Annotated in this window: 19 protein-coding genes; 11 read left to right on the top strand and 8 right to left on the bottom strand. The window is 66.3% G+C overall.

Annotated features, from left to right (window positions below; genetic code table 11):
• Positions 1-14 precede the first annotated feature (14 nt).
• The 4 genes from AZSI13_RS01280 to AZSI13_RS01265 are packed head-to-tail and all read left to right on the top strand — an operon-like array spanning position 15 to position 3548.
• Positions 15-1313 (top strand): hypothetical protein, encoded by a 1299-nt coding sequence (locus tag AZSI13_RS01280; RefSeq protein ID WP_109039371.1) that lies wholly within the window; start codon positions 15-17, stop codon positions 1311-1313.
• Positions 1314-1328: 15 nt separating this feature from the next.
• Positions 1329-2543, top strand: coding sequence for an NnrS family protein (locus AZSI13_RS01275; RefSeq protein WP_268807485.1), 1215 nt, complete (start codon positions 1329-1331; stop codon positions 2541-2543).
• Between the two features lie 23 nt (positions 2544-2566).
• Positions 2567-2953: a SirB2 family protein gene (locus AZSI13_RS01270; protein ID WP_109039369.1), complete on the top strand. Its 387-nt coding sequence runs from the start codon at positions 2567-2569 to the stop codon at positions 2951-2953.
• 10 nt (positions 2954-2963) lie between these two features.
• Positions 2964-3548: a hemerythrin domain-containing protein gene (locus AZSI13_RS01265; RefSeq protein ID WP_109039368.1), complete on the top strand. Its 585-nt coding sequence runs from the start codon at positions 2964-2966 to the stop codon at positions 3546-3548.
• A 109-nt stretch (positions 3549-3657) separates the two neighbouring features.
• Here AZSI13_RS01265 and fnr read toward each other — a convergent pair whose 3' ends face one another.
• The gene (gene fnr / locus AZSI13_RS01260) at positions 3658-4404 is read right to left on the bottom strand and encodes a fumarate/nitrate reduction transcriptional regulator Fnr (RefSeq protein WP_109039367.1); all 747 of its coding nucleotides are present in this window, start codon (positions 4402-4404) and stop codon (positions 3658-3660) included.
• 151 nt (positions 4405-4555) lie between these two features.
• Between fnr and hemN the strand changes: the two genes are divergently transcribed.
• The gene (hemN, locus tag AZSI13_RS01255) at positions 4556-5950 is read left to right on the top strand and encodes an oxygen-independent coproporphyrinogen III oxidase (protein ID WP_109039366.1); all 1395 of its coding nucleotides are present in this window, start codon (positions 4556-4558) and stop codon (positions 5948-5950) included.
• 230 nt (positions 5951-6180) lie between these two features.
• Positions 6181-6870, top strand: coding sequence for a sulfite exporter TauE/SafE family protein (locus AZSI13_RS01250; protein WP_109039365.1), 690 nt, complete (start codon positions 6181-6183; stop codon positions 6868-6870).
• Between the two features lie 402 nt (positions 6871-7272).
• On the opposite strand, the gene rsgA is transcribed toward AZSI13_RS01250, so the two are convergent.
• The 3 genes from rsgA to AZSI13_RS01235 form a co-directional block, all read right to left on the bottom strand.
• Complete coding sequence (gene rsgA / locus AZSI13_RS01245; protein ID WP_109039364.1) at positions 7273-8160, bottom strand: ribosome small subunit-dependent GTPase A; 888 nt, start codon at positions 8158-8160, stop codon at positions 7273-7275.
• A 148-nt stretch (positions 8161-8308) separates the two neighbouring features.
• Entirely contained in the window at positions 8309-8644 is a 336-nt protein-coding gene (locus AZSI13_RS01240; RefSeq protein WP_109039363.1) for a 4a-hydroxytetrahydrobiopterin dehydratase, read from the bottom strand.
• Positions 8645-8655: 11 nt separating this feature from the next.
• The gene (locus AZSI13_RS01235; protein WP_109039362.1) at positions 8656-9927 is read right to left on the bottom strand and encodes a M48 family metallopeptidase; all 1272 of its coding nucleotides are present in this window, start codon (positions 9925-9927) and stop codon (positions 8656-8658) included.
• A gap of 172 nt (positions 9928-10099) precedes the next feature.
• On the opposite strand from AZSI13_RS01235, the gene orn reads away from it, so the two are divergent.
• Positions 10100-10645 (top strand): oligoribonuclease, encoded by a 546-nt coding sequence (orn, locus tag AZSI13_RS01230; protein ID WP_109039361.1) that lies wholly within the window; start codon positions 10100-10102, stop codon positions 10643-10645.
• 54 nt (positions 10646-10699) lie between these two features.
• Positions 10700-11383, top strand: a complete 684-nt coding sequence (locus AZSI13_RS01225; RefSeq protein ID WP_235609588.1) for a c-type cytochrome — start codon at positions 10700-10702, stop codon at positions 11381-11383.
• A 167-nt stretch (positions 11384-11550) separates the two neighbouring features.
• Here the strand turns inward: AZSI13_RS01225 and AZSI13_RS01220 are convergent, their stop codons facing one another.
• From AZSI13_RS01220 to trxA, 4 genes are all read right to left on the bottom strand, one after another.
• Entirely contained in the window at positions 11551-13179 is a 1629-nt protein-coding gene (locus tag AZSI13_RS01220; protein WP_109039359.1) for a hypothetical protein, read from the bottom strand.
• A gap of 111 nt (positions 13180-13290) precedes the next feature.
• Entirely contained in the window at positions 13291-13506 is a 216-nt protein-coding gene (gene rpmE, locus AZSI13_RS01215) for a 50S ribosomal protein L31 (protein ID WP_109039358.1), read from the bottom strand.
• Between the two features lie 110 nt (positions 13507-13616).
• Positions 13617-14879, bottom strand: coding sequence for a transcription termination factor Rho (gene rho, locus AZSI13_RS01210; RefSeq protein ID WP_109039357.1), 1263 nt, complete (start codon positions 14877-14879; stop codon positions 13617-13619).
• 289 nt (positions 14880-15168) lie between these two features.
• A complete protein-coding gene (gene trxA / locus AZSI13_RS01205) occupies positions 15169-15495 on the bottom strand; it encodes a thioredoxin TrxA (protein ID WP_109039356.1) in 327 nt (108 codons plus the stop codon).
• Positions 15496-15723: 228 nt separating this feature from the next.
• Between trxA and fdxA the strand changes: the two genes are divergently transcribed.
• The 3 genes from fdxA to AZSI13_RS01190 are packed head-to-tail and all read left to right on the top strand — an operon-like array spanning position 15724 to position 22297.
• Positions 15724-16047, top strand: coding sequence for a ferredoxin FdxA (gene fdxA / locus AZSI13_RS01200; protein ID WP_109039355.1), 324 nt, complete (start codon positions 15724-15726; stop codon positions 16045-16047).
• A 21-nt stretch (positions 16048-16068) separates the two neighbouring features.
• The gene (locus tag AZSI13_RS01195) at positions 16069-18879 is read left to right on the top strand and encodes a PD-(D/E)XK nuclease family protein (RefSeq protein ID WP_109039618.1); all 2811 of its coding nucleotides are present in this window, start codon (positions 16069-16071) and stop codon (positions 18877-18879) included.
• Positions 18872-22297, top strand: a complete 3426-nt coding sequence (locus AZSI13_RS01190; protein ID WP_109039354.1) for an exodeoxyribonuclease V subunit beta — start codon at positions 18872-18874, stop codon at positions 22295-22297. Before AZSI13_RS01195 ends, AZSI13_RS01190 begins: the two co-directional genes overlap by 8 nt.
• Positions 22298-22463 lie beyond the last annotated feature (166 nt).

Below are 22463 nucleotides of genomic sequence, written 5' to 3'. Positions count from 1 at the left end.
CTGCTGCCGTCCCCATGCAATCCCTGTTGTCCTTCGACCAGGCGCCTCCCCTGGCTGGACCCCTGCGCTTCTTCCTGACGGCCCCCGCGTTTGCTGCCGGTGCCGGCCTGCTCCTTTTGCTGCTGGGGCCGGGCCTGCTGGCTTCCCGGTGGACGCCGGGAGCACTGGCCTTCACCCACCTGCTGACGGCCGGCTTCATGCTGCAGACCATGGTGGGGGCCCTGCTGCAGATCCTGCCGGTGGCCACCGGCGCCGGGGTCGAGCATCCCCTGGGCGTGGCTCGGGCCGTCCACGGCCTATTCACCGGCGGCCTGCTGTTGCTTCTGGGCGGCTTTCTCAGCTTTCGTCCCCTCTACTTCCAGGCGGCTGTCGGCCTGTTCGCGGCGGGGCTGCTCATATTTCTCTGGGCGGCAGGGCGTGCCCTGGCCCGGGTGCCTGCCAGCAGCCCGATCCAGTGGGCCCTCAAGCTGGCTGCGGCGGGGCTGGCCATCACCGTGCTGTTGGGCCTGGTTCTCGCCAGCGCCCTGGGATTTTCCCTGCCCTGGCCCCTGTTGCAGATCACCGGCATCCACCTCAGCTGGGGGCTGGTGGGCTGGGGCGTGTTGCTCCTTTCCGGCGTCGCCTATGTCGTCGTGCCCATGTTTCTCCTGACGCCATCCTTTCCCGGCTGGTTGTCCCGCATCCTGGCCCCCGGCCTGTTCCTGGCCCTGGCTCTGTGGAGTGGCGCCGAGGCGGCTGGGCTGGCCCTGGCGCCCTGGCTGGGGGGCGTTCTGATGGCCGGTTGCGGGGTCTTTGCCGGCGTCACCCTGTGGCTGCTGGTTCGCAGCAAGCGGGCCCGCCTTGATGCCACCCACCGTTACTGGCGCCTGGGCCTGGGTAGTGGATTGGCGGCCCTGACCCTGCTGGCCCTGGGCCTGCTGATGCCTTCCCTGGGCGGGTGGAACGGCTGGCCCTTGCTGTTCGGTGTGCTGATCCTGGTGGGCGGGTTCATGTCGGTGATTAGCGGCATGCTTTACAAGATCGTGCCCTTCCTCATCTGGCTGCATTTGCAGAATGCCGGCCAGGGCCAAGTGCTGGCGCCAAACATGAAAAAGATCATGCCCGAGAGCGCCATGGGGCGGCAGATGGCCTGTCATGCCGCTGCCTTGGCCCTGCTGGCGGCGGCCGTACTCTGGCCCGAGTGGCTCGCTCGGCCGGCGGGTGCTGCCCTGCTGGTTTCCAGCCTGTGGCTGATGCGCAACCTGATCGGCGGGGTACAGGTCTATCGCCGGCATCTGCAGACCATTCGCGGGCAGCTGGCTGCCAGCAGCTGAAACGGAGCCTTCATTTTGCGGAACTTCCTTAGCGCCCCTCATCGGGTCATGTTTGCCCTGGGGGCGAGCCAGTCACTTCTGGCCATGCTGTTCTGGGTCGTAGACCTGGGCGGGCGTTACGCCGGGCTGTATTCCCCGCTGGGCTGGGCCTTGCCGGGCATTTGGCTGCACGGCGCCGTCATGCTATTCGGCCTGTTTCCGCCCTTCATTTTCGGCTTTCTCATGACGGCCTTGCCCAAGTGGGTCAGTGCCCCGGCGCTGGAACGGGGGCGTTACCTGCCGGCCTGTGCCGCCATGGCCCTGGGCTGGGGATTGTTCTGGGCGGGCCTGGCCTGGGCACCGGCCGCCGGGATCGGCCTGCTGACTGCCGGCCTGGGTTGGGCCTGGGGCCTGCATGCCCTGTGGCGGGCAGTGACCTGGCCCCAACCCCAGGCCTTCGTGCCGGATCGCAGCCATGCCTGGGCGCTCCTTGTTGCCTTGCTGCTGGGGCTGGTGGGGCAGGCGGTGTACGGTCTCGGTCTTTTGCTGCACGAAGCCGAGTGGGTGCGGGCGGGTATCGTCCTCGGCCTATGGGGGTGTCTGCTGCCGGTCTTTTTCAGCGTCAGCCATCGCATGCTGCCCTTCTTCACTTCGGCCGTGCTCAAGCACTATCAGTTGTACCGGCCCATGTCCCTGCTGTGGCTCATCCTCGCCTGCTTTGGCGCCCATGGCCTGCTGCTTCTGCTGAGCTGGACGGGCGCCCTCTGGGTGCCGGACTTGGTGGCCGCCGCCACGGTGTTCCATTTTTCCTGGAAGTGGCAACTGCGTCGCAGCTTCGTCGCTCCCATGCTGGCCATGCTTCATGCCGCCACCCTGTGGTTGGGCATCGGCCTGCTGCTATTCGGCATTCAGAGCCTGGCTACCGCCTTGGGCGGGAGTTTCGGCGGTCTGGCACCGTTACATGCCTTGGGTGTGGGTTACTTCGCTTCCATGGTGCTGGGCATGGTGACCCGGGTGACGCTTGGCCATTCCGGCCGGGCTATCCAGATGGGGGATGAAACTACCTGGCCGCTGTTCGGGCTGTTCCAGGCGGTGCCGCTGCTGCGGCTGGCTGGGGAATTCCTGATGCTGCCGGGGTTGCTCAACCTCAGCTGGCTGGCGGCCATCGGCTGGTTGCTGGTGTTCGCCCTGTGGGTGCGTCGCCACGGGGCCATGTATTGGCGGCCACGTCCCGACGGCCAGCCGGGCTAAGCGACGAGTAACGGGGAGCGGGCATGTATCTGGCGTTGAAGCATCTGCATGTCACCTGCGTGGTGCTGTCCGGCCTCGGCTTCATGCTGCGGGGCTACTGGATGCTGGTGGGTTCGGCCCGCCTGCAGCGTCCCTGGGTTCGCGTATTGCCCCATGGGGTGGATAGCCTCTTGCTGGGCAGTGCCCTGACCCTGGCGGTTCTCTCCGGCCAGTATCCCTTCGTCCTGCCCTGGCTGACGGCCAAGGTGCTGGGCCTGCTGGCCTATATCGGCTGCGGCACCGTCGCCCTCAAGCGGGGGCGCAGTGCCGCTGTGCGGGGCACCTTTTTCGTCCTGGCGCTGCTCTGCTTCGCCTATATCGTTTCCGTGGCCCTGAGCCGCAACCCTGCCGGCTTTCTTGCCGGCCTGTGAAAGGAATGCCATGAGCAACAGCCTCTTGGGCGCTGCCGCCCCGAGTTTCGACGAGCCCCTGGAAATGCTCGATGCCTGTCATGGACGCATCCAGGCCCAGATCGAAACCCTGCGCCGCCTGGCGCAGCATCTGCCGCGCCACGGCGCCGACCAGGCTGCCCGGGATGCGGCCCAGGGCGTGTTGCGGTACTTTTCCGTGGCGGCCCCCCACCATCATGCGGATGAGGAGGAGGATCTCTTCCCCGCGCTGCTGGCCAGCCAGGCCGTTCAAGCCGATGGCGAGACGGCGGCCGTGGTGCAGGCCCTGATCGAACGCATCCTGCGGGAGCATCGGCAGATGGACCGCTTGCGGGACGAGGTTCTCTCCCGCCTGCAGTGCATCATCGCCGCCCAGCCGGGGGAGTGTAGCGAGGCCTTGCCATCCGCCATGGTGGAAGACCTGGCGAGCCTCTACCTGGGCCACATCGATCTGGAAACCCGGGAGCTGCTGCCCCTGGGGCGGCGTCTGCTCTCCACCGAGCAGGCCATGGCCGTAGGCCGCAGCATGGCTGCCCGGCGCGGTGCCGTGTTCCCGGAAGGCGAGCGTTCCGCCTGAGCAGCGGTGCGGTGCCGAGGCCATAAAAAAACGGCCCGTAGGCCGCTGGGGATGTGCAGAAGGCTGGCGGTGTGTGCAGCGCCGGCCCCGGCATCGCATCCGGTGGGGCTCAGGCCGACTGATGGGTCATCAGCTTCTTCAAGCCCGGAATGTCCAGGATGCGGATGTGCTTCTGCTGCACGGCGATGAAGCCTTCTTCCTGGAAGCGGGAAAAGGCCCTGGAGACGGTTTCCAGTTTGAGGCCCAGATAGCTGCCGATTTCCTCCCGGGTCATGCGCAGGTAGAACTCGGCGTGGGAATAGCCCCGGGCAGTGAAGCGTTGGGAAAGATTGAGCAGGAAGGCGGCCAGGCGCTCTTCCGCCCGCATGGTGCCAAGCAGCATCATGACCCCATGGTCGCGCACGATTTCCCGGCTCATCACCTTGTGGAAGTGGTGCTGCAGGGCGACGATTTCCCGGGAGAGGCCTTCCAGACGGGGGAAGGGGATGATGCAGACTTCGCTGTCTTCCAGGGCGACGGCGTTACAGGAATGGTGCTCGGTGCTGATGCCATCCAGGCCCAGCAACTCGCCGGCCATCTGGAAACCGGTCACCTGGTCGCGGCCGTCTTCCAGCAGCACGTCGGTCTTGAAGAAGCCGGCGCGGATGGCGTAGATGGATTCGAAGCCTTCCCCGGCCCGGTAGAGGTGGTCGCCGCGCTTGATCTTGCGCCGGGTGCTCACCAGTTCGTCCAGCTTGGACATTTCGGTCTCGTTGAGACCGTAGGGAAGACACAGTTCTTGTAGGTTACAGTTCGAGCAGGCGGTCTTGATGACCGACAGGGTAATTTCTTGGGCGCTGGTCTTCTTCAACGGCATGCTGTTCCTCGCTGGGCCAGGGGCTTTTGAATGGTGCTGACCTGCGCCGGAAGGCCCTTTGGAAGCCTTTGATCCAGGTCAACGTGCCCCAGTTCCTGCACCACGATAATAAGCCGCACCTAATGTGTGGTTCTGCAATGACTGTTTTTAAATGACATTTACCGCCAACAACCTGGTTTTCGATCCCCAGATCATCCGTCGCTTCGATGTGAATGGACCGCGCTACACGTCCTATCCGACGGCCGACCGCTTTGTCGAAGCCTTCGATGCCGAGGCCCTGAAGTTGTGGCTGGGTAAACGCAATATCGGCGGTATCAGCCGACCCCTGTCATTATACTTCCACATCCCCTTCTGCAACACCATTTGCTACTACTGCGCCTGCAACAAGATCATCACCAAGGATCACGGCCGCAGCGCCAAGTACATCAAGTACCTGGGCAAGGAAATGGCGCTTCAGGCCGAGTACCTGGACGGGGATCGGGAAGTCTCCCAGCTGCACTGGGGCGGCGGCACACCCACCTTCCTTTCCCATGAGGAAATGCACCAGCTGATGGATCTCACCCGTCGCCACTTCAAGCTGGTGGATGGGGCCGAAGTATCCATCGAAGTGGACCCGCGCAAGGTGGACCGGCCCACTGTGGCCCTGCTCGGCGAGTTGGGCTTCAACCGCATGAGCCTGGGGGTCCAGGATTTCGATGAGCGGGTGCAGCAGGCCATCAACCGCATCCAGACCGAGGAAGAAACCTTCACGGTGATGGATGAAGCGCGCAAGAGCGGCTTCAAGTCCATCAGCGTGGACCTCATCTACGGCCTGCCCCACCAGACGGTGATGGGCTTTAACCGCACCATCGAACGGGTCCTGGCCATGGATCCGGAGCGCCTCTCCATCTACAACTATGCGCACCTGCCGGGCCTCTTCAAGCCCCAGCGGCGCATCAATGAGAGCGACCTGCCCAACGCCGACACGCGCCTGCAGCTGCTTTCCCTGGCCATCAAGAAGCTGACCGATGCCGGCTACGTCTTCATCGGCATGGACCACTTCGCCAAGCCCGACGACGAGCTGGCCGTGGCCCAGCGCCAGGGCCGCCTGCACCGCAATTTCCAGGGTTATTCCACCCATGCGGATTGCGACATGCTGTCTTTCGGCATCTCCTCCATCGCCAAGGTGGGGCCGACCTACAGCCAGAACTACCGCACCCTGGACGATTACTACGACCGTCTGGATGCCGGCGTGCTGCCGGTGCTGCGCGGCATCGAACTGACCGCCGACGATCTGCTGCGCCGTTCCATCATCCAGGCCCTGATGTGCCATTTCGAGATCTCCACCGAGTCCATCGAAATCGCCCACCTGATCGACTTCAAGAAGTACTTCGCCGCCGAATTGGAAGACCTGAAGGAGCTGGAACGGGGCGGCCTGGTCAAGGTGGACGACAAGTGGATCACCGTGCTGCCCCCGGGGCGGCTCCTGGTGCGGGCCATCTCCATGGTTTTCGACAAATACCTGCGCGCCGATCGGCAGCGCACCCGTTACAGCAAGGTCATCTGACCGGAGCGAACGGGTACCGCGTTTAACTTGAGGCAAGCCTCAGGGGGGAAAAGCCGGGCGCTGGGGGAAACCTCAGTGCCCGGTATAATTTTGGGCACCCGGTTTGTGGTGTTTTACCTGCGGAGGCGTGGGCTGGCTGGGTGGCCTCACGGGCGGCCTTCTCAGCCCGCCACCGTTGCTACCCCCGACTTCCAGCGATTCCAGCCCCTTCTTTCTTTGCGGTGACCGACTTGGCCGACTCCCTCCTTCCGACCCTGCTTTCCGTCCTCCTGGTAGGTTTTCTCGGCGGCACCCACTGCATCGGCATGTGCGGCGGCATTGTCGGCGCCCTGTCCCTCGGCGGTGGGAGCAATCGCTGGTCCCTGCATCTGGCCTACAACCTGGGGCGCATCGCCAGCTACGGGCTGGCCGGCCTGCTGGCCGGCGCCCTGGGCGCGGCCAGCGCCCACCTGGGGGAGCAATGGACATTGCGTATCGGGCTTTATCTGCTGGCCAACCTGATGCTGGTGGCCATGGGCCTGTACCTGCTGGGCCTGACCCGGGCCCTGGCCTGGAGCGAACGGGCCGGCCAGGGGTTGTGGCGGCGCCTACAACCCCTGACCAAGCGCTTCCTGCCGGCCCGCCGGGCCAGCCAGGCGTTTCCCCTCGGCCTGCTGTGGGGCTGGCTGCCCTGCGGGCTGGTCTATAGCGTGCTGGCCACCGCCCTGGTCAGCGGCAGCCCCCTGCGAGGCGGGGCGGTGATGCTGGCGTTCGGCCTGGGCACCCTGCCCAACCTGCTGCTCGCCGGCCTGCTGGCGACCCGTTTGCAGGCCCTGGTACGCCTGCCCTGGGTGCGGCGGGTGGCGGGCGTCGGCGTGCTGGGTTTTGGCGTCTGGGGGTTGGTGGGCGTCTGGCAGTTGTGGCGACAGCTTCCTGCCTGAATCCCGCCTGAACACTGCCTGCGCCGGCTGCGGTGTGCTGCTGCTCCCGCCGGTGTGTGGTGCAGCATGTGGGGGAAAAGCTACTGCCTGCCCGGAGAGGCAATAGGGACGGGCATTTCCATGGGGTACCCGTGGAACGCCGCGACACAGGCTGGTGTCCGGGGTTGGGTTGGGAAGAATGGCGTCCCTATTGCCTTCCAGGACTATTCAATCTTTCGGACCTTGCCGGGCATCTCGGTGCCGAGTGTTCGCTCGGGATTTGCTGGCTCCGCCGGGGTCCTTGAATTTTCCTTCGCCAGCGATCCGTAACCCGCAGCTGAAACTTGTAGCTGCGGCCTTTACGTTGCTGCGATGAACGCTCTGCTCCTGCCTTCTTGGCAAGCGCCGGCTGTTGTTGCCGGCTTAGCTGGAGGCAGCCTGGTAGAGGGCGCGGAAGACGCTCCAGCGCCGCGGGTCCACCTGGCCGGCATCGAGGGCGTTGCGCAGGGCGCAGTCCGGCTCCCGGTCATGGCGGCAATCGCGGAAGCGGCAGTGGCCCAGCACCGGGTGCAGTTCCGGGAAGGCGTGCTCGATCTCACCCCGCGTCAGGTGCTGCAAGCCGAAATCCTGCAGGCCCGGGGAATCGATCAGGTCACCGGCCTCCGGCAGGGCCGGGTCCAGGTGGTAGAGCCGGGCGTGGGTGGTGGTGTGCTTGCCCGAATCCAGGGCTTCGGAAATTTCCCGGGTGGCGGCCCGGGCTTCAGGAATGAGGGCGTTCACCAGGGTGGATTTGCCCATGCCGGATTGGCCCACCAGCAGGCTGGTATGGCCCGCCAGCAGCGGGCGCAGGGGCTCGGCGCCTTCCCGGGCGGACAGTTCCAGTACCGGCACGCCGAGCGCGATGAAGGGGGCCAGGGCCTGGCGGGCCGTTTCCAGTTTGTCCGTCAGGTCGCACTTGTTGAGCAGGATGCGGGCCGCCACGTCCTGGGCCTGGGCCGCCACCAGGGTACGGCAGACCAGATCGAAGCTGAAGCCCGGTTCCGTGGCCACCACCACCAGCACCTGGGTGACGTTGGCGGCGATCAGCTTCTGGCGGAATTCGTTGGAACGGTAGAGCAGGGAAGAGCGCGGGGTGATGGCCTCGATGGCGCCCTGGTCCCGGGCGGGGCGGCTGATCTCCACCCGGTCGCCGCAGGCGATGTCGCTTTTCTTGCCCCGGGGGAAGCACAGCAGGGTTTCTCCGCCGGCCAGTTCCACCAGGTACTGGCGGCCGTGGGCGGCAATGACCTGCCCGGAATCTCGTTTGCTCATGGATTAGGAATGAAAGTGGGGCTGCCTCGCAAGGCGGCCGGGGAAGGGACGATGGGGAAAGGAGCGATGGGGAAAGGAGCAGGGCACGGCAGCGCCCGCTGGCTCGCCAGGGAGCAGGACGACGCCGGGTGACAGCGAGGGTGGCCCCTCATAGCCCGGCCATGGCCTCGATCTTGGCGGCGCAGATGAAGTCGTTGCGTGACAGCCCTCCCACATCATGAGTGCTGTAGGCCACGAGCACCGTGTTGTAGCCCACCTGCATCTCCGGGTGATGGTTCTGCCGCTGGGCCAGCCAGGCGACGCCGTTGACGAACAGCATGGCGGCCTCAAAGCCGGTGAAGCGGAAGGTCTTGGCAATACCGCCGTTTTCCCGGGCCCAGCCCTGCAGCAGGGGCAGCCACATGGCCACCGTGGGGTCATCGAGGCGATGCTGGGCGCCCGAAAGGGGGCGGCAGGTATCGCGGGCCAGGTCGTCCAGGATCATGGCGGGCTCCTTCAGGGCTGGCCGGCAACCGCAGGCTGCTGGCCGAGCCTGGCAATGTGGGCAATGCGCAGGGCGGCCGGCGGGTGGGAGTCGTAGAACAGGGAATGCAGCGGGTCCGGCGTCAGGGTGCTGGCGTTGTCTTCGTAGAGTTTGACCAGGGCAGCCACCAGTTGTTCGCCATCCGCATGGGCCACGGCATAGGCGTCGGCCTCGTATTCATGGCGCCGCGAGAGCAGGCTGGAAAGGGGCGTGAACAGGAAGGTGAACACCGGCAGCACCATGAAGAACAACACCAGGGCCAGGGCCGTGTTCTGGGCCGTGACGCCCAGGCCGGTGTAAAACCAGGGCGCCCCCATGAGCTGGCCGAGGAGCCAGAGGAAGGCCAGGGAGAGGCCGAACAGCATGGCGATGCGTTTGACGATGTGGCGATGCTTGAAGTGGCCCAGCTCGTGGGCCAGCACCGCTTCCGCTTCCGCCGGGCTGAGGCGGGAGAGCAGGGTGTCGAAGAAGACGATGCGCTTGTTGCGGCCGAAGCCGGTGAAGTAGGCGTTGCCGTGGGCGCTGCGCCGGGAGCCGTCCATGACGAAGAGGCCGGCAGCGGCGAAGCCGCAGCGCGCCAGCAGGGCTTCGATGCGCTGCTTCAGCTCCCCGGCTTCCAGGGGGGTGAATTTATTGAATAGCGGGGCGATCCAGGTCGGGTAGATGAAAAGCAGCAGCAGGTTGAAGGCCGACCAGAAGAGCCACACGTAGAGCCACCAGTAAGCCCCCATGGCGCCCATCAGCCAGAGCACGGCAACGATCAGGGGGGCGCCGATGGCGGTGCCGAGCAGACTGCTTTTGAGCAAATCCTTGAAAAACAGGGCCGGCGTCATGCGATTGAAGCCGAAACGCTCTTCCAGGACGAACTGGCGATACCAGGCTGCTGGCAGGTCCAGCAAGGAGGTGATGGCGGCCAGGCTGCCGATCACGCCCAGGCCATAGGCCAGGCTGTTGTCCGTGCCGAGCCAGGCCAGCCACGTTTCGTGCAGGTACTGCAGGCCGCCGCCCAGGGTGAAACCCAGCAGGATGATGGCTTCCAGCAGGGTGGCAAGCATGGCGAAGCGGCTACGGGCAACGGTGTAGTCGGCCGCCTTGTGGTGGGCCTCCAGGGCGATGCGGGCGGCGAACTCCGTCGGAACGGCATGCCGGCAGGCCTGCACATGGCGAATCTGGCGGCGGGCCAGGATCAGCCGCAGGGCCAGGGAAAGGAAGAGAGCGGCGAGAAAGATCAGAGTGAAGGTCACGGTCGGGCTAGGGCAGAGGGGTGGCTGGGGACGGCAGTCAATCTGTTCAGAACTCGGGAGCCCCGGTGAAATCAGGGTGTTGGCGCGCCGGGCGGCGGTGGCTATGCATTAAGGCAATCCGTCGGCATGAAGCTGTGACAAAATAGAGCCTTTGCAAGTTTCCCCTCGGATTATGGCACAGGACGCAAACCACCTCGTCTGGCTGGACATGGAAATGACCGGTCTGCAACCGGATCATGACCGCATTATCGAAATGGCCATGGTGGTAACAGATGTGAATCTGGAAGTGCTGGCCGAATCCCCCGTCTGGGTGGTGCATCAGAGTGATGCGGTGCTCGACGGGATGGATGACTGGAACAAGAACACCCACGGCAATTCCGGGCTCATTGCCCGGGTCAAGGCATCCACCACCGACGAAGCCCGGGTGGAGGCCGAGGCCCTGGCCTTCATGGCAGAGTGGGTGCCGCGGCGTGCTACGCCCATGTGCGGTAATTCCATTGGTCAGGATCGCCGTTTCATGGCCCGCTACCTGCCCACCCTAGAAGATTACTTCCATTACCGGAACCTGGATGTCAGCACCCTCAAAGAGCTGTGCCGCCGCTGGGCACCGGAGGTGGCCAAGGGTTTCACCAAGGTCGGCTTGCATACGGCAGTCTCGGACATTCACGAATCCATTGCAGAACTGCGGTACTACCGCGAAAAATTCCTCCGGGTCTAAGAACCTGGAGACAAACTCACCACGTTGGGAGGAACGATGAGAAAAATCCTGGGAATGGCCAAGCCTTTGCCCCTGACCCTGAGCCTGGCCCTGTCGCTGGGGCTGTTGGCTGGCTCGCTGCATGCGGCGCCGCCCAAGAAGGAAGTCGCCCCTGCGCCAGCCCCTGCGGCCGCGCCGGCAGCACCCCAGACGCCGGAAGAGCGCCTCAACGCCATGAAGGCCAACATTACGGCCTCTGTGGCTGCCGGCAAGAAGGCCTCCTTCTTCTGTGCCAACTGTCACGGTGAAGACGGCAACAGCAAGTATCCGGAAGTACCGAACCTGGCCGGCCAGAATCCCGCCTACCTGCTGGAGCAGATTCGCAAGTTCGGCTCTGGCCAGCGTAAGGACGAGTTCATGCAGGGGCTGATCAAGGTGCTGTCGGAAGACGAGCGGGTGCAGATTTCCCTGTTCTACTCTGAAGCCAAGGTTGTCCCCAGTGCCGCCGATCCTGCCCTGGTGAAGCGGGGCCAGGAAACCTATGGCAAGCTCTGTGTGCGTTGTCATGGCGACGAGGCTCGGGGTAGCGACAAGATTGCCCGTCTGGCTGGCCAGCAGAAGGAATACCTGATCCGCTCCATCACCCGTTATCGGGACAAGACCGGCGAGCGTATTGACCCCCTGATGCAGATTGCCACGGCGCCGTTGAACAACGATGAGATCAAGGCGGTCGCAGCCTTCCTCTCCAACAAGCGCTAAGCAGTACTGAAGGCGCAGCGGAGTACGCCGCGATCCATGCCCGGAATACCCTAGATGGGGTGCTCCGGGCATTTTTATTGCCGCAGGATTGATTCAGGGGGGGCGAGGGTGCGGACTGGGGCTATTCCGGCGGGTGCTGCTTGACGGAGTTGGATGCTTCCCGGCCCTTAGTTGCGGCGCTGGTACAGGCGCAGGTGTTCGTACTTGTCGCCGGGGCGGGAGCCTTCCCAGACCCGCTCCCAGCCGCCGCCACCAGCGCTGGTGCTCTTGATCGGCACCAGGGCCAGCAGCCAGTTGCAACGGCGCCCGGCACTACTGTTCTGGGCCAGGGGGCGGATGTCACCGAAGATGTCCAGGGAGGCCCGCAGGGCTGGCGGCAATTCTCCACGCACCGCCACACAGTTGGCCTGTGCGGGCAGGGCCCGGCTTAGTCCGGCCACCACGGGGCGGTAGCTCTTGCCGTAGTCCACCCAGGGGAACCACAGGGCGACCACCAGGCCCCACAGCAGCGTGATGCCGGCAGTCCAGTGGGTCAGCCCCCGGTAGGGGGAGCGGGGGGAGGAGTAAACCAGCCAGATCCAGGCAGCGGTGAGCGCCAGGGCGAAGAGCGTCGGCAGGAGGGCGAAGCTGCCTTCGAAGCCCGGTGCCAGCTTGATGAAATTGCGGGCGATCTTCGGCGGCACCCCGAACACCATGGCGCTCCAGCCCAGCCAGATGAGGCCGGCGGCGAAGGTGAAGGTGGTCATGCCGAACCAGTCGAAAAGGTTGGCCGTACCACGGCGCAGGGTGCGCAACCCGCCGGCGGCGAAGAGCGCCAGGGGCGGTAGCAGGGGCAGGGCGGCGACACTCTTGATATCCACGCTGCCGGCCAGGGTGAGGAAGCTGGCCGCAAAGGCGGTGAGGGGCAGTAGCAGGGCCATGGCTGGGCGAGCACGCAGCAGTTCCGTGCGGCGGGCCCACAGGGTCCACAGGGCCAGGGGCAGGGCCGGCCAGCCGTACCAGGGCAGCAGGTTGGTCAGGGCCAGGGCGTTGCGCAAGGCGGCTTCCCGGGGGCGCCACTGGGCTATTTCACCGCTCCACCAGATGTCCGCCTGGGCAGGCGTCAGCACTAGGGGCCAGAGCAGCGGGCCAAGCAGGGGGATGCCCAGGGTCACCAGTAGCAGTCCCGGAATCAGGGTACGGCGGGGGGCAAGCCACGGCAGGAGAATGAGGGGTAGCAGAATGCCCGGCAGAGCAGCCAGGCCGGCGGCAAGAAAGGCACCGAGTCCCGCTACGCCAAAGAGAGCTGCACCCTGCCAGGGGCGGCGGGGTATCAGGGCCAGGCCGGCCAGGCTGGCCGCCTGGGCGGCGAGAAAGGCGATGGCTGGCTGGGTTTCATGGATGTGGACCAGCAGGCCGAGGCAGCCAGCCAGGAGTAGCGGGGCGCTTGGCCCTTCTTCCCGGCCGTGGAGTTCGCGACTGGCCAAGGCCAGGGCCGCCAGGGCCAGGGCGGCGAAGAGGGCGGTGGCCAGGCGGGCGCCATCGAACCAGGGCAGGGCCCAGGAGAAGGCGCGGGCGCAGAGGGCGGCCACCCAGTAGTAGAGAGGCATGGCATCCGGCCAGGCCTCGCCGCCCAGTTGCAGGACCAGGCCCCCATCCCCCTGCAGCAGACGCCAGACGATTCCCAGATGGGTGGCGTCTTCTGCCTTCCAGGGGTCGTGACCGAACAGTCCGGGCAGCAGGAAGAGGGCGAGCAGGCCCAGCAGGGGCAGGCCGCGGAAGGGCCAGGGGTGGCGCGGTGCAGGGCGGTCGATCATGGCCGGGAGCGGGAGGCGTGTCGGAAGTCTGGCTTGGGAATAAAGCAAAAAAGGCAGCCTGGGGCTGCCTTTTTTCTGCGCGGCGCCGGGCGCCGGTTTGTCCGGAAAAGCTTAGGCGGACTTGCGCAGGTTGCCGAACTTCTGGTTGAACTTTTCAACGCGGCCGGCGGTGTCCACAATCTTCTGCTTGCCGGTGTAGAACGGGTGGCAGGAGGAGCAGACTTCAATGGTCAGCGGCTTGCCCATGGTGGACTTGGTGGTGAAAACGCTGCCGCAGGAGCAGGTGACCTGGATGTCGTTGTATTCGGGGTGGATACCGGGCTTCATGGTGTGTCCTTTCGAGTCTCTCGGCCGGCGGATGTGACCGGCCCCTGGAAAACGCGGGATTATCCCTGAACTTTCCAGCGGTTGCAAATTTTTGTCGGGGGCGGGGTGGCTTAGCGGCCGCCGCGCATGGCGTCGAAGAACTCGCCGTTGGCCTTGGTGGCCTTGACCTTGTCCAGCAGGAATTCCATCGCTTCCAGGTCGTCCATGTTGTAGAGCAGTTTGCGCAGCACCCACATCTTCTGCAGCACGTCGGGCTTCAGCAGCAACTCTTCGCGACGGGTGCCGGAGCGGTTCACGTTGATGGCCGGGTAGATGCGCTTCTCGGCCATGCGGCGATCCAGGTGGATTTCCATGTTGCCGGTGCCCTTGAACTCTTCGTAGATCACGTCGTCCATGCGGGAGCCGGTTTCCACCAGGGCGGTGGCGATGATGGTGAGGGAGCCGCCTTCCTCGATGTTGCGGGCAGCGCCGAAGAAACGCTTCGGCTTCTGCAGGGCGTTGGCGTCCACGCCGCCGGTTAGCACCTTGCCGGAGGCGGGCTGCACGGTGTTGTAGGCGCGGGCCAGGCGGGTGATGGAGTCGAGCAGGATGACCACATCCTTCTTGTGCTCCACCAGGCGCTTGGCCTTCTCAATGACCATTTCGGCGACGATGACGTGGCGGGTGGCCGGTTCGTCGAAGGTGGAGGCCACCACTTCGCCGCGCACCGTACGCTGCATTTCCGTCACTTCTTCGGGGCGCTCGTCGATGAGCAGCACGATCAGCTGCACGTCGGGGTGGTTGGCGGTGATGGCGTGGGCGATGTGCTGCAGCATCACCGTCTTGCCGGATTTCGGCGGGGCCACCAGCAGACCGCGCTGGCCCTTGCCGATGGGGGCGATCATGTCGATGACGCGGGAGGTGGTGTTCTCCTCGGCGCGAATCGGCCGCTCCAGGTGCAGGTGGGCGGAGGGGTGCAGGGGCGTCAGGTTCTCGAAGAGAATCTTGCTCTTGCAGGCTTCCGGCGCCTCGTAGTTGATCTTGTCTACCTTGACCAGGGCAAAGTAGCGCTCGCCATCCTTCGGGGTGCGGATCTCGCCCTCGATGGTGTCACCGGTGTGCAGGTTGAAGCGACGGATCTGGGAGGGGGAGACGTAGATGTCGTCGGTGCTGGCCAGGTAGGAGGTTTCCGGGGAACGCAGGAAACCGAAGCCGTCGGGCAGCACTTCCAGCACGCCGTCACCGAAGATGCTCTCGCCCTTCTTCGCATGTTTCTTCAGCAGGGCGAAAATCAGCTCCTGCTTGCGCAGCCGGTTGGCGCCCTCGATTTCATTGGTCGTCGCCATTTCCAGCAATTGGCTGACGTGGAGGTTTTTCAGTTCGGATAGATGCATGGCGTAGGGGAAGTGTCGAGCTTCAGGAAGGGCGCCGGGAGGCCGCGTTGAGGCGACGGGACGTGACGATGGGAGCGGAGAAAGGGTAGGGATCGTGGGCGCGGTTTGGGGCCGGGCCCGGTCAGGGCTGGAACGACAGGTGCGGGGGACGGAATTGCTTGCCCGGAGAACCCGGAGCGTTGCAGCCTGAAAGTCTGAAGGGATGTCGGGCGCTTTGGTCTTTGCGTATTCCCCGGAGGGGCGCCGCGATCTTTTGGCTCAGAACTTTCAGGCTGGGAGCGTAATGGCTTTACAGATTGCTGTCAATAAAGGCAGCCAGCTGGGATTTGGACAGGGCGCCGACCTTGGTGGCCTCGACATTGCCGCCCTTGAACAGCATCAGGGTGGGGATGCCGCGGATGCCGTATTTGGCGGGGGTGTTCTGGTTGTCGTCAATGTTCAGCTTGGCGACCTTGAGCTTGCCGGCGTATTCGGTGGCCACTTCGTCCAGGATCGGGGCGATCATCTTGCAGGGGCCGCACCATTCGGCCCAGTAGTCCACCAGCACGGGTTGCTGGGACTGCAGCACTTCGGCCTCGAAGCTGTCGTCGGTGACGTAATGGATGTGTTCGCTCATGGAAAAAAGCCTCGTCGGGAGTCTAACTCTTTGGGGATTCGGGGGAAAATGCCTGGCCCCGGCTGGGGTGGGCAGGTTGGAACGGGGCTATCCTAACGAAAAACCCCGGGCATGGGAAGTTGCCATAAACTTCGCCTCCCGGTCTCCGACACGGTGGCCGGGGCAGGGTTCCCGCCTTGTTTTCATCAGGCAGGTCAGGATTCCGTCATCCGATATCCGGAGGCCCCCATGGCATATGTCGTCACCGAGAACTGTATCCGTTGCAAATACACCGATTGCGTGGATGTCTGCCCCGTGGACTGCTTTCGTGAAGGGCCGAATTTCCTCGCCATCGACCCGGAAGAATGCATTGATTGCTCCCTCTGTGTTCCGGAATGCCCGGCCGAAGCCATCTTTGCCGAAGACGACGTTCCCCTGGCCCAGCGCCACATGATTCCCCTCAACGCCGAACTGGCCCGCCAATGGCCTGCCATTACCGCCCGCCACGCAGCCCCGCCCGATGCCGATGACTGGAACGGTCAGACCGGTAAATTTCCCCTGCTGGAGCGTTGAGTCCATTTTCTGATGTCCGCCATGAGCTCATTCCTGACCCAAGAAGCCCTCCCTGCCGGGCCCGATTTCCTTCCCCGCGTTGCTGCCCGTCTGCTCGAACAGGGTGCGGCCCGGGGGCTTGGCCTCAATCTTTCAGGCCTGCGGGTCTGTGTGCCCGGCCTCCCCCTGGCCTCCCTGTTGCGGCGCGAGCTCGGCCGGGTGGCGGGGCAAGCCCTGCTGTTGCCGGTATGCGACACCTTGGCCCGCTGGGCCGGTGCCCAGCCCCAGGACCCGGCCCCCTTGCCCGACAGCCAGCGCCTCCTGCTCTTGCGCAGCGCCCTGGCCGAGCGGGGCTGGTTCGACGACGGCATCCTCTGGGGCGTGGCCGCCGAGATGGCGGCCCTCTTCGATGAACTGACGACCCACGCCCTGGCCCTGCCGGAAGACGAAGGCGCCTTCCTGGCCCAGCTGGAAGCGGCCTACCACCTGCGCAGCAGCGTTCCCCTGGCCTTCGAGGCCCGTGTGGTGCATGAACTGTGGCGGGTTCTGGCCGGGCTTGGCCGACCCGACGCACCCGGCGCCTATGCCCTGGCTCTGGCCCGCCTGGCCGGCACGGCGACTGCCCCCCTGGCGGTGGTGCTGGATGGCCCGCCGGAAAATCTGCCCCCCGCCGAACGGGCCTTCTACACCCGTTACGCCGAATCCCAGCCCGTGCAACTGTTTTATCCCCTGGCCCGGCAGCATGATGATGCCCCCCTGATGACCGTGCTGGCCGCTGCCTGGCCCCCCGTTGCCGGCAACGAGGAGGGTGCGCCCTTGCTGGAACGTGCTGCGGCCGCCGCGGGGGCCCAGCCCGCCAGCCCTCTGGCGGGGCACTTGCAGATTCTTGCTGCCCGGGGCCGGGAGCAGGAGGCTCGGGGCGCTGCCGCCCAGGTGCTGCAATGGCTGCAGGCCGGCAAGCGGCGTATCGCCCTGATCGCCCAGGATCGCCTGGTGGCGCGTCGGGTGCGGGCCCTGCTGGAGCGGCGCCAGGTACTGGTGGCCGACGAAACGGGCTGGAAACTCTCCACTTCCCGAGCCGGTGCCGTGCTCGACGGTCTCCTGGAAACCCAGGCCGGCGGTGCCTATTACAAGGACGTGCTGGACCTGCTGAAATCCCCCTTCCTCTTTGCCGGACAGCGGGACAACGCGCGCAAGGCCGCGGTTTTCGCCCTGGAGCGCCTGGTGCGGCGCAGCGGCATCCGTGCCGGCCTCTCGCCCATGCGCCACGTGCTGGGGGCAGTGGAACAGCCCACGGCGGCTCAGGCTCGGGCCAAGGAACTGCTTGATCGCCTGGAGGCCGCCCTCAAACTCCTGGCTGGCCGAGAACAGGCCCTGCCGGAGTGGCTGGGGCGCCTCGACAAGGCCCTGGATGCCCTGGAGGCCCGGCCCCGCCTGCTGGCCGATGCGGCCGGCGCGGTCATCCTGGATCTCATTGGCCGGCGCCGGGAGGAGCTGGCGGAGAGCCGGGACCGTTTCTCCTTCCACGTCTTTCGCGACTGGCTCAACCGGGAGCTGGAGAGCGAAGTGTTCCGCGACCTCTCCATTGATAGCCCGGTGTTCATGACCCACCTGGCCGCCACCCGGCTGCGGCCCTTTGAGGCCGCCGTGCTGCTGGGGGGCGACGCCGGCCGGCTGAAGCCCACGGAACCCTCCGCCGCCTTCTTCAACCAGGGCGTGCGCCAGGAACTGGGGCTGCCCACCCGGGCCGTTGCCCAGGAACGCCTGCGGGCCGACCTGGCCCTGCTCCTGGCCCATGTTCCCGAAGTCACCGTCACCTGGCAGGCCGAGCGGGATGGCGAGCCCCAGCTACTGGCGCCCGAGCTGGACCGGCTGGCCGCCCTGCACCGCTTTGCCTGGCAGGTGGAATTGCAGGGCAGCGTCGCGCCCCTGGCCGATCCGCCGGAAGGTGACGACGCCCGGCCCGGCCCCAGTCGCCAGCGCCGCCCGGTGGTGCCTGTCGACGCCCTGCCAACGCGCATCTCCGTCAGCGGCTACAGCGCCCTGGTGGGCTGCCCCTATTGCTTCTTTGCCCGCCATGTATTGCGCCTCAACGAACTGGATGAAGTCAGCGAGGAAATGGAAAAGCGGGATTACGGCCTGCTGGTGCACAAGGTGCTGGAACGCTTCCACGCCCAGCACCCGGTCCTTGCCAAAGTGCCGCAAGACGAGGCCCTGGCCGCCCTGCAGCGCCTCACCCAGGAGGTCTTCGCCGGTGCCCTGGCCCACAACTACCTGGCCCTGGGCTGGCGCCTGCGCTGGGAAAGGCGCCTGTCTGCCTACCTCGCCTGGCAGCGGGAGCGGGAACAGCAGGGCTGGCTTTGGCAGGCGGCGGAAACGGAACAGCGGCGCAGCTTTGCCCTGGCTGACGGCGGCACGGTGGAGCTGTACGGCCGCATCGACCGTACCGACAGCGGGCCGGACGGCCTGTCTCTGCTCGATTACAAGACCCGCAGCCGCCAGTCCATCAAGGCCGGCCTGGCGGAAGACCTGCAACTGGCGGCCTATGCCGCCCTGGTGGGAGAAGATGCCGCCGAAGCCGCCTACGTGGTGCTGGACGACGACAAGGTGGAAGCCCTGGCTGCCAGTGCCGACCTGCAGGCCGATGCCCAGGCCCAGGTCACCCGCCTGGTGCGGGTCATGGAAGGTCTACGGTCTGGCGCGCCCCTGCCCGCCCACGGCGCCGAGGGCCTTTGCGCCTATTGCGAAATGGCCGGCCTGTGCCGGCACGAACATGTGAACGAGATGTCCGATAACGTTGCCAACGCTGCCGATACTGGCATGGCCGGCGCCGGGGAGGCCTGCCATGACTGATCCCCGCCAACTGGTTCTGGATGCCCTGGACCCCCACCGCTCGGTGGTGGTTGAAGCCTGCGCCGGCAGCGGCAAGACCTGGCTGCTGGCCTCCCGCATCGTCCGCCTGCTGCTGGAAGGTGCCGCCCCCGGCGACATCCTGGCCATCACCTTTACCCGCAAGGCGGCCCGGGAAATCGAGGAGCGCGTCATGGGCTGGCTGCGGGATCTGGCGGCCATGCCTGAAGCCGAGGCCGTCCAGTTCCTTGCCGAGCGCGGCATGACGGCGGATGCGGCCCTGCTGCGCCGGGCCCGGGGCCTTTACGAACGGGTGGCCGATGCCCAGCCGCCCCTTTCCGTACACACCTTCCACGGCTGGTTCCTACAGCTGGTGGCCGCCGCACCCCTGGCCTCCGGCCTGGCCGGCAGCAGTCTGGTGGAATCCAGCGGCCGCCTGCTGGAAGAACTGTGGCAGAGCTTTGCTGCCGAACTTCAGGCCGACCCTGAAGGCGAGCTGGCCGGCCACTTCACCGCCCTCCTGCAAATCGCTGGTCTGGATGGCACCCGGGGCCTGCTGATGCGCCTGGTGGGGCGGCGGGCCGAGTGGCTCAGCTACACCGGTGGCCGCCCGGATGGCGTGGCCCATGCCCTTGAGGAACTGCAGACCCTCCTGGGGGTTGGCGAACCAGGAGAGGGCCTGGCGGCCTTCTTCGTGGCCGACTGGGAGGCGGATTTCCATGCGTACCTGGGTTTTCTCGAGCAAAGCGACACCAAGACCGACCAGGCCCTGGTGGTCCCCCTGCGCGGTGCCCTGCAACCAGGGGTGGCGCCCGAGGCTGCCTTCGAGGCCCTGGGTGGCGTGCTCCTGACCCAGAGTGGCACCCTGCGGGCGCGCAAGCCGAGCGGTGCTCTGGACAAGCGTTTCGGCAGTGACGGCGCGGCCCGCTTCCTGGCCCTACACCAACGCCTGGGAGAATCCATCCTGGCCACCCGTGAGGTGTTGCGTGCCGAGCAGATCCTTGCCTTCAACCGTCATGGCCTGAGCCTGGGCGCTGCTTTTCTCGAACGCCTGGAAAAGCACAAGCAGGCCCGCCGCCTCATTGATTTTGTCGACGCCGAATGGCAGGTGCTGCAACTGCTGCGGGACGATTCCCACGCCGCCTTCCTGCAGGCCCGGCTGGACGCCCGCTACAAGCACATCCTGCTGGACGAGTTCCAGGACACCAACCCCCTGCAGTGGCAGATCCTCCTCGCCTGGCTGGATGCCTACCGCCCGGGGGATGGCCTGGAGCCGCCCCGCCTGTTCCTGGTGGGGGACCCGAAGCAATCCATCTACCGTTTTCGTCAGGCCGAGCCCCGGCTCTTCGCCACGGCGGCGGATTTTCTCGAAGCCAACTTTTCTGCCCGCCGCCTGGCCCAGGACGCCACCCGGCGCAACGCCCCGGCGGTGGTCGAAGTGGTCAATGCCCTGTTCGGCGCCGAGCCGGCCTTTACGGGCTTCCGCCCCCAGGATTCCCTGGCCGCCGGCCTGCCGGGGCGGGTGGAACTGCTGCCCCTGGTCAATCTCGCCGAAGAGGGGGAGGCGGCGGAAGGGGAAGGCGGCGAAGCCGCCGCCCAAAACGACCTTGCCGGCCTGCGTAATCCCCTGACCACCCCGGCTGCCACCGCCGGCGATCCGCGACGGGAGGAAGAGGCCGCCCGGCTCGCCGCCCGCCTGCTGGAGCTCAAGGCCACCCTGCCGGTGCGGGATGGTGGGGGGGAGCGCCCCCTGCGCTGGGGCGACGTCATGCTGCTGGTGCGCAAGCGCACCCAGTTGGCCGCCTACGAGCGGGCCCTCAAGGCCGCCGGCATTCCCTACCTGGCGGCCTCCCGCGGGGGGCTACTGCACACCCTGGAAGCCCGGGACCTGGCCGCCCTGCTGGAGTTCCTGGTGCTTCCCGCCGCCGACCTGGCCCTGGTGCAGGTGCTGCGCAGCCCCATTTGTGCCGTGGACGAAGCGGACCTGTTGATACTGGCTACCCTGGGGCCCGGTTCCTGGTGGGAGCGTCTGACGGGCCTGGCGATGCGGGGCGAGGCGCCGCCGCGCCTGGCCCGGGCCCATGGCCTCCTGGCCGGCTGGCTGGCGGCGGCCGACGTGCTGCCGGGCCACGATCTGCTGGACCGGGTCTTCCACGAAGGGGAAGTCCTGGCCCGTTACCGGGAGGCGGTGCCCGAGGCCCTGTGGCCCGGGGTGGAAGCCAATCTCCTGGCCCTGCTGCAACTGGCCCTGGACCTGGATGGTGGCCGCTATCCCAGCCTGCCCCGCTTCCTCGACGAACTGACCCGCCTGCGGGAAGCCGACCCCGATGAAGCGCCGGACGAAGGCATCGTCGAAGCGAGTGATGGCCAAGGCGGCGACGACGACCAGGGCCGGGTGCGCATCCTCACCATCCACGCCGCCAAGGGCCTGGAGGCGCCGCTGGTCTGGCTGCTTGATGCCAACACCGGCGCCGGTGGCCAGGCCGATGCCTGGAACCTGCTGGTGGATTGGCCGCCGGAGGCGGAGCGGCCCACCCATCTTTCCCTCTACGGCCGCAAGGACGAGCGGGGCGCCGCCCGGGAACCGCTGTTTGCCGGCGAAGCCGCCCTGGCCGAGCGGGAGGAACTGAATCTGCTCTATGTGGCCATCACCCGGGCCAAGCAGATGTTCGTCGCCAGCGGCAGCGCCCCCAAGGGCGGCCGCACCGGGGGCGAGTCGCCGGAGAACAGCCCCTATCAGCGCCTGTTGCGGGCTCTGGAGAAGCTGGCCGGGCCGGTGGAGGCTGGCATGTCGCCTGCTTACGGTGATCTGGTGGTCGGAGGACATGTCGGCCAGGCGGTGATTGAAAATGCCGCAGCCTCTGATCCGTCGCCCTGCCTCCTGCCTGGGGCGCCGGCTGCCGATCTCTTTTCTGAATTGCCCGAGCTCCCGCCCATCGGCGAGCGCCGCCTGGGGCCGGGGGACGATGCCCTCCATGGCATCCTCCTGCATGGCTGTCTCGAACGGCTGACAGCGGGCCTGCCTCTGGAGCCCGACTGGTGGCGCCGGGCTGGCGGGGCCACGGCCACGGAGGCTGGCGCTGCAGAAGCAGTGCGGGTCGCCGAGCGGCTGATGGCGATGCCTTCCCTGGCCTTCCTTCTCGATCCTGCCCTGCCTGCCCGCAACGAGGCGGAAATCTGTGATGGCGAGGGCCGGGTGAAGCGGGTGGATCGTCTGGTGGAAACGCCGGAGGCGGTGTGGGTGGTGGATTACAAAAGCTCTGGTGCCGACACCAAGCGCCTGGCCGAATACCGGCGGCAGGTGGCGGAGTACCGGGAGCTGCTGACGCCCCTTTATGCGCCGCGGCCGGTGCGCGCCGCCCTGCTGTTCGGCGACGGCGAACTGCGGGAGGTCGAGGAAAACCTGACGGATCTGCCCTGACTTGCCCGGAAATCCGGGGCCGTTTGGGGTAAACGCCACTTTCCCTTGGGCGGGGGATGCACTACCATCCACGGACTGAGCAGAACCCTGCCGATTCCGGGGCCCTCCCCGGGGGCCGGAAATCTATAAGCGAACAATCAGCGAAACTGCGACGAGGGGAACGAAC

Source organism: Azospira sp. I13 (assembly GCF_003112695.1).
Lineage (GTDB): Bacteria > Pseudomonadota > Gammaproteobacteria > Burkholderiales > Rhodocyclaceae > Azospira.
The sequence above is the reverse complement of the archived record's forward strand: the minus strand, read 5'-3'. Positions and strand labels throughout refer to the sequence as shown.

Bases quoted from the DNA above. Each gene is read 5' to 3' on its own strand.
- AZSI13_RS01280 (WP_109039371.1), top strand. From the start codon at position 15: ATGCAATCCCTGTTGTCCTTCGACCAGGCGCCTCCCCTGGCTGGACCC.
- AZSI13_RS01270 (WP_109039369.1), top strand. From the start codon at position 2,567: ATGTATCTGGCGTTGAAGCATCTGCATGTCACCTGCGTGGTGCTGTCC.
- AZSI13_RS01265 (WP_109039368.1), top strand. From the start codon at position 2,964: ATGAGCAACAGCCTCTTGGGCGCTGCCGCCCCGAGTTTCGACGAGCCC.
- fnr (WP_109039367.1), bottom strand. From the start codon at position 4,404: ATGCCGTTGAAGAAGACCAGCGCCCAAGAAATTACCCTGTCGGTCATC.
- hemN (WP_109039366.1), top strand. From the start codon at position 4,556: ATGACATTTACCGCCAACAACCTGGTTTTCGATCCCCAGATCATCCGT.
- rsgA (WP_109039364.1), bottom strand. From the start codon at position 8,160: ATGAGCAAACGAGATTCCGGGCAGGTCATTGCCGCCCACGGCCGCCAG.
- AZSI13_RS01240 (WP_109039363.1), bottom strand. From the start codon at position 8,644: ATGATCCTGGACGACCTGGCCCGCGATACCTGCCGCCCCCTTTCGGGC.
- orn (WP_109039361.1), top strand. From the start codon at position 10,100: ATGGCACAGGACGCAAACCACCTCGTCTGGCTGGACATGGAAATGACC.
- AZSI13_RS01225 (WP_235609588.1), top strand. From the start codon at position 10,700: ATGGCCAAGCCTTTGCCCCTGACCCTGAGCCTGGCCCTGTCGCTGGGG.
- AZSI13_RS01220 (WP_109039359.1), bottom strand. From the start codon at position 13,179: ATGATCGACCGCCCTGCACCGCGCCACCCCTGGCCCTTCCGCGGCCTG.
- rpmE (WP_109039358.1), bottom strand. From the start codon at position 13,506: ATGAAGCCCGGTATCCACCCCGAATACAACGACATCCAGGTCACCTGC.
- rho (WP_109039357.1), bottom strand. From the start codon at position 14,879: ATGCATCTATCCGAACTGAAAAACCTCCACGTCAGCCAATTGCTGGAA.
- trxA (WP_109039356.1), bottom strand. From the start codon at position 15,495: ATGAGCGAACACATCCATTACGTCACCGACGACAGCTTCGAGGCCGAA.
- fdxA (WP_109039355.1), top strand. From the start codon at position 15,724: ATGGCATATGTCGTCACCGAGAACTGTATCCGTTGCAAATACACCGAT.
- AZSI13_RS01195 (WP_109039618.1), top strand. From the start codon at position 16,069: ATGAGCTCATTCCTGACCCAAGAAGCCCTCCCTGCCGGGCCCGATTTC.
- AZSI13_RS01190 (WP_109039354.1), top strand. From the start codon at position 18,872: ATGACTGATCCCCGCCAACTGGTTCTGGATGCCCTGGACCCCCACCGC.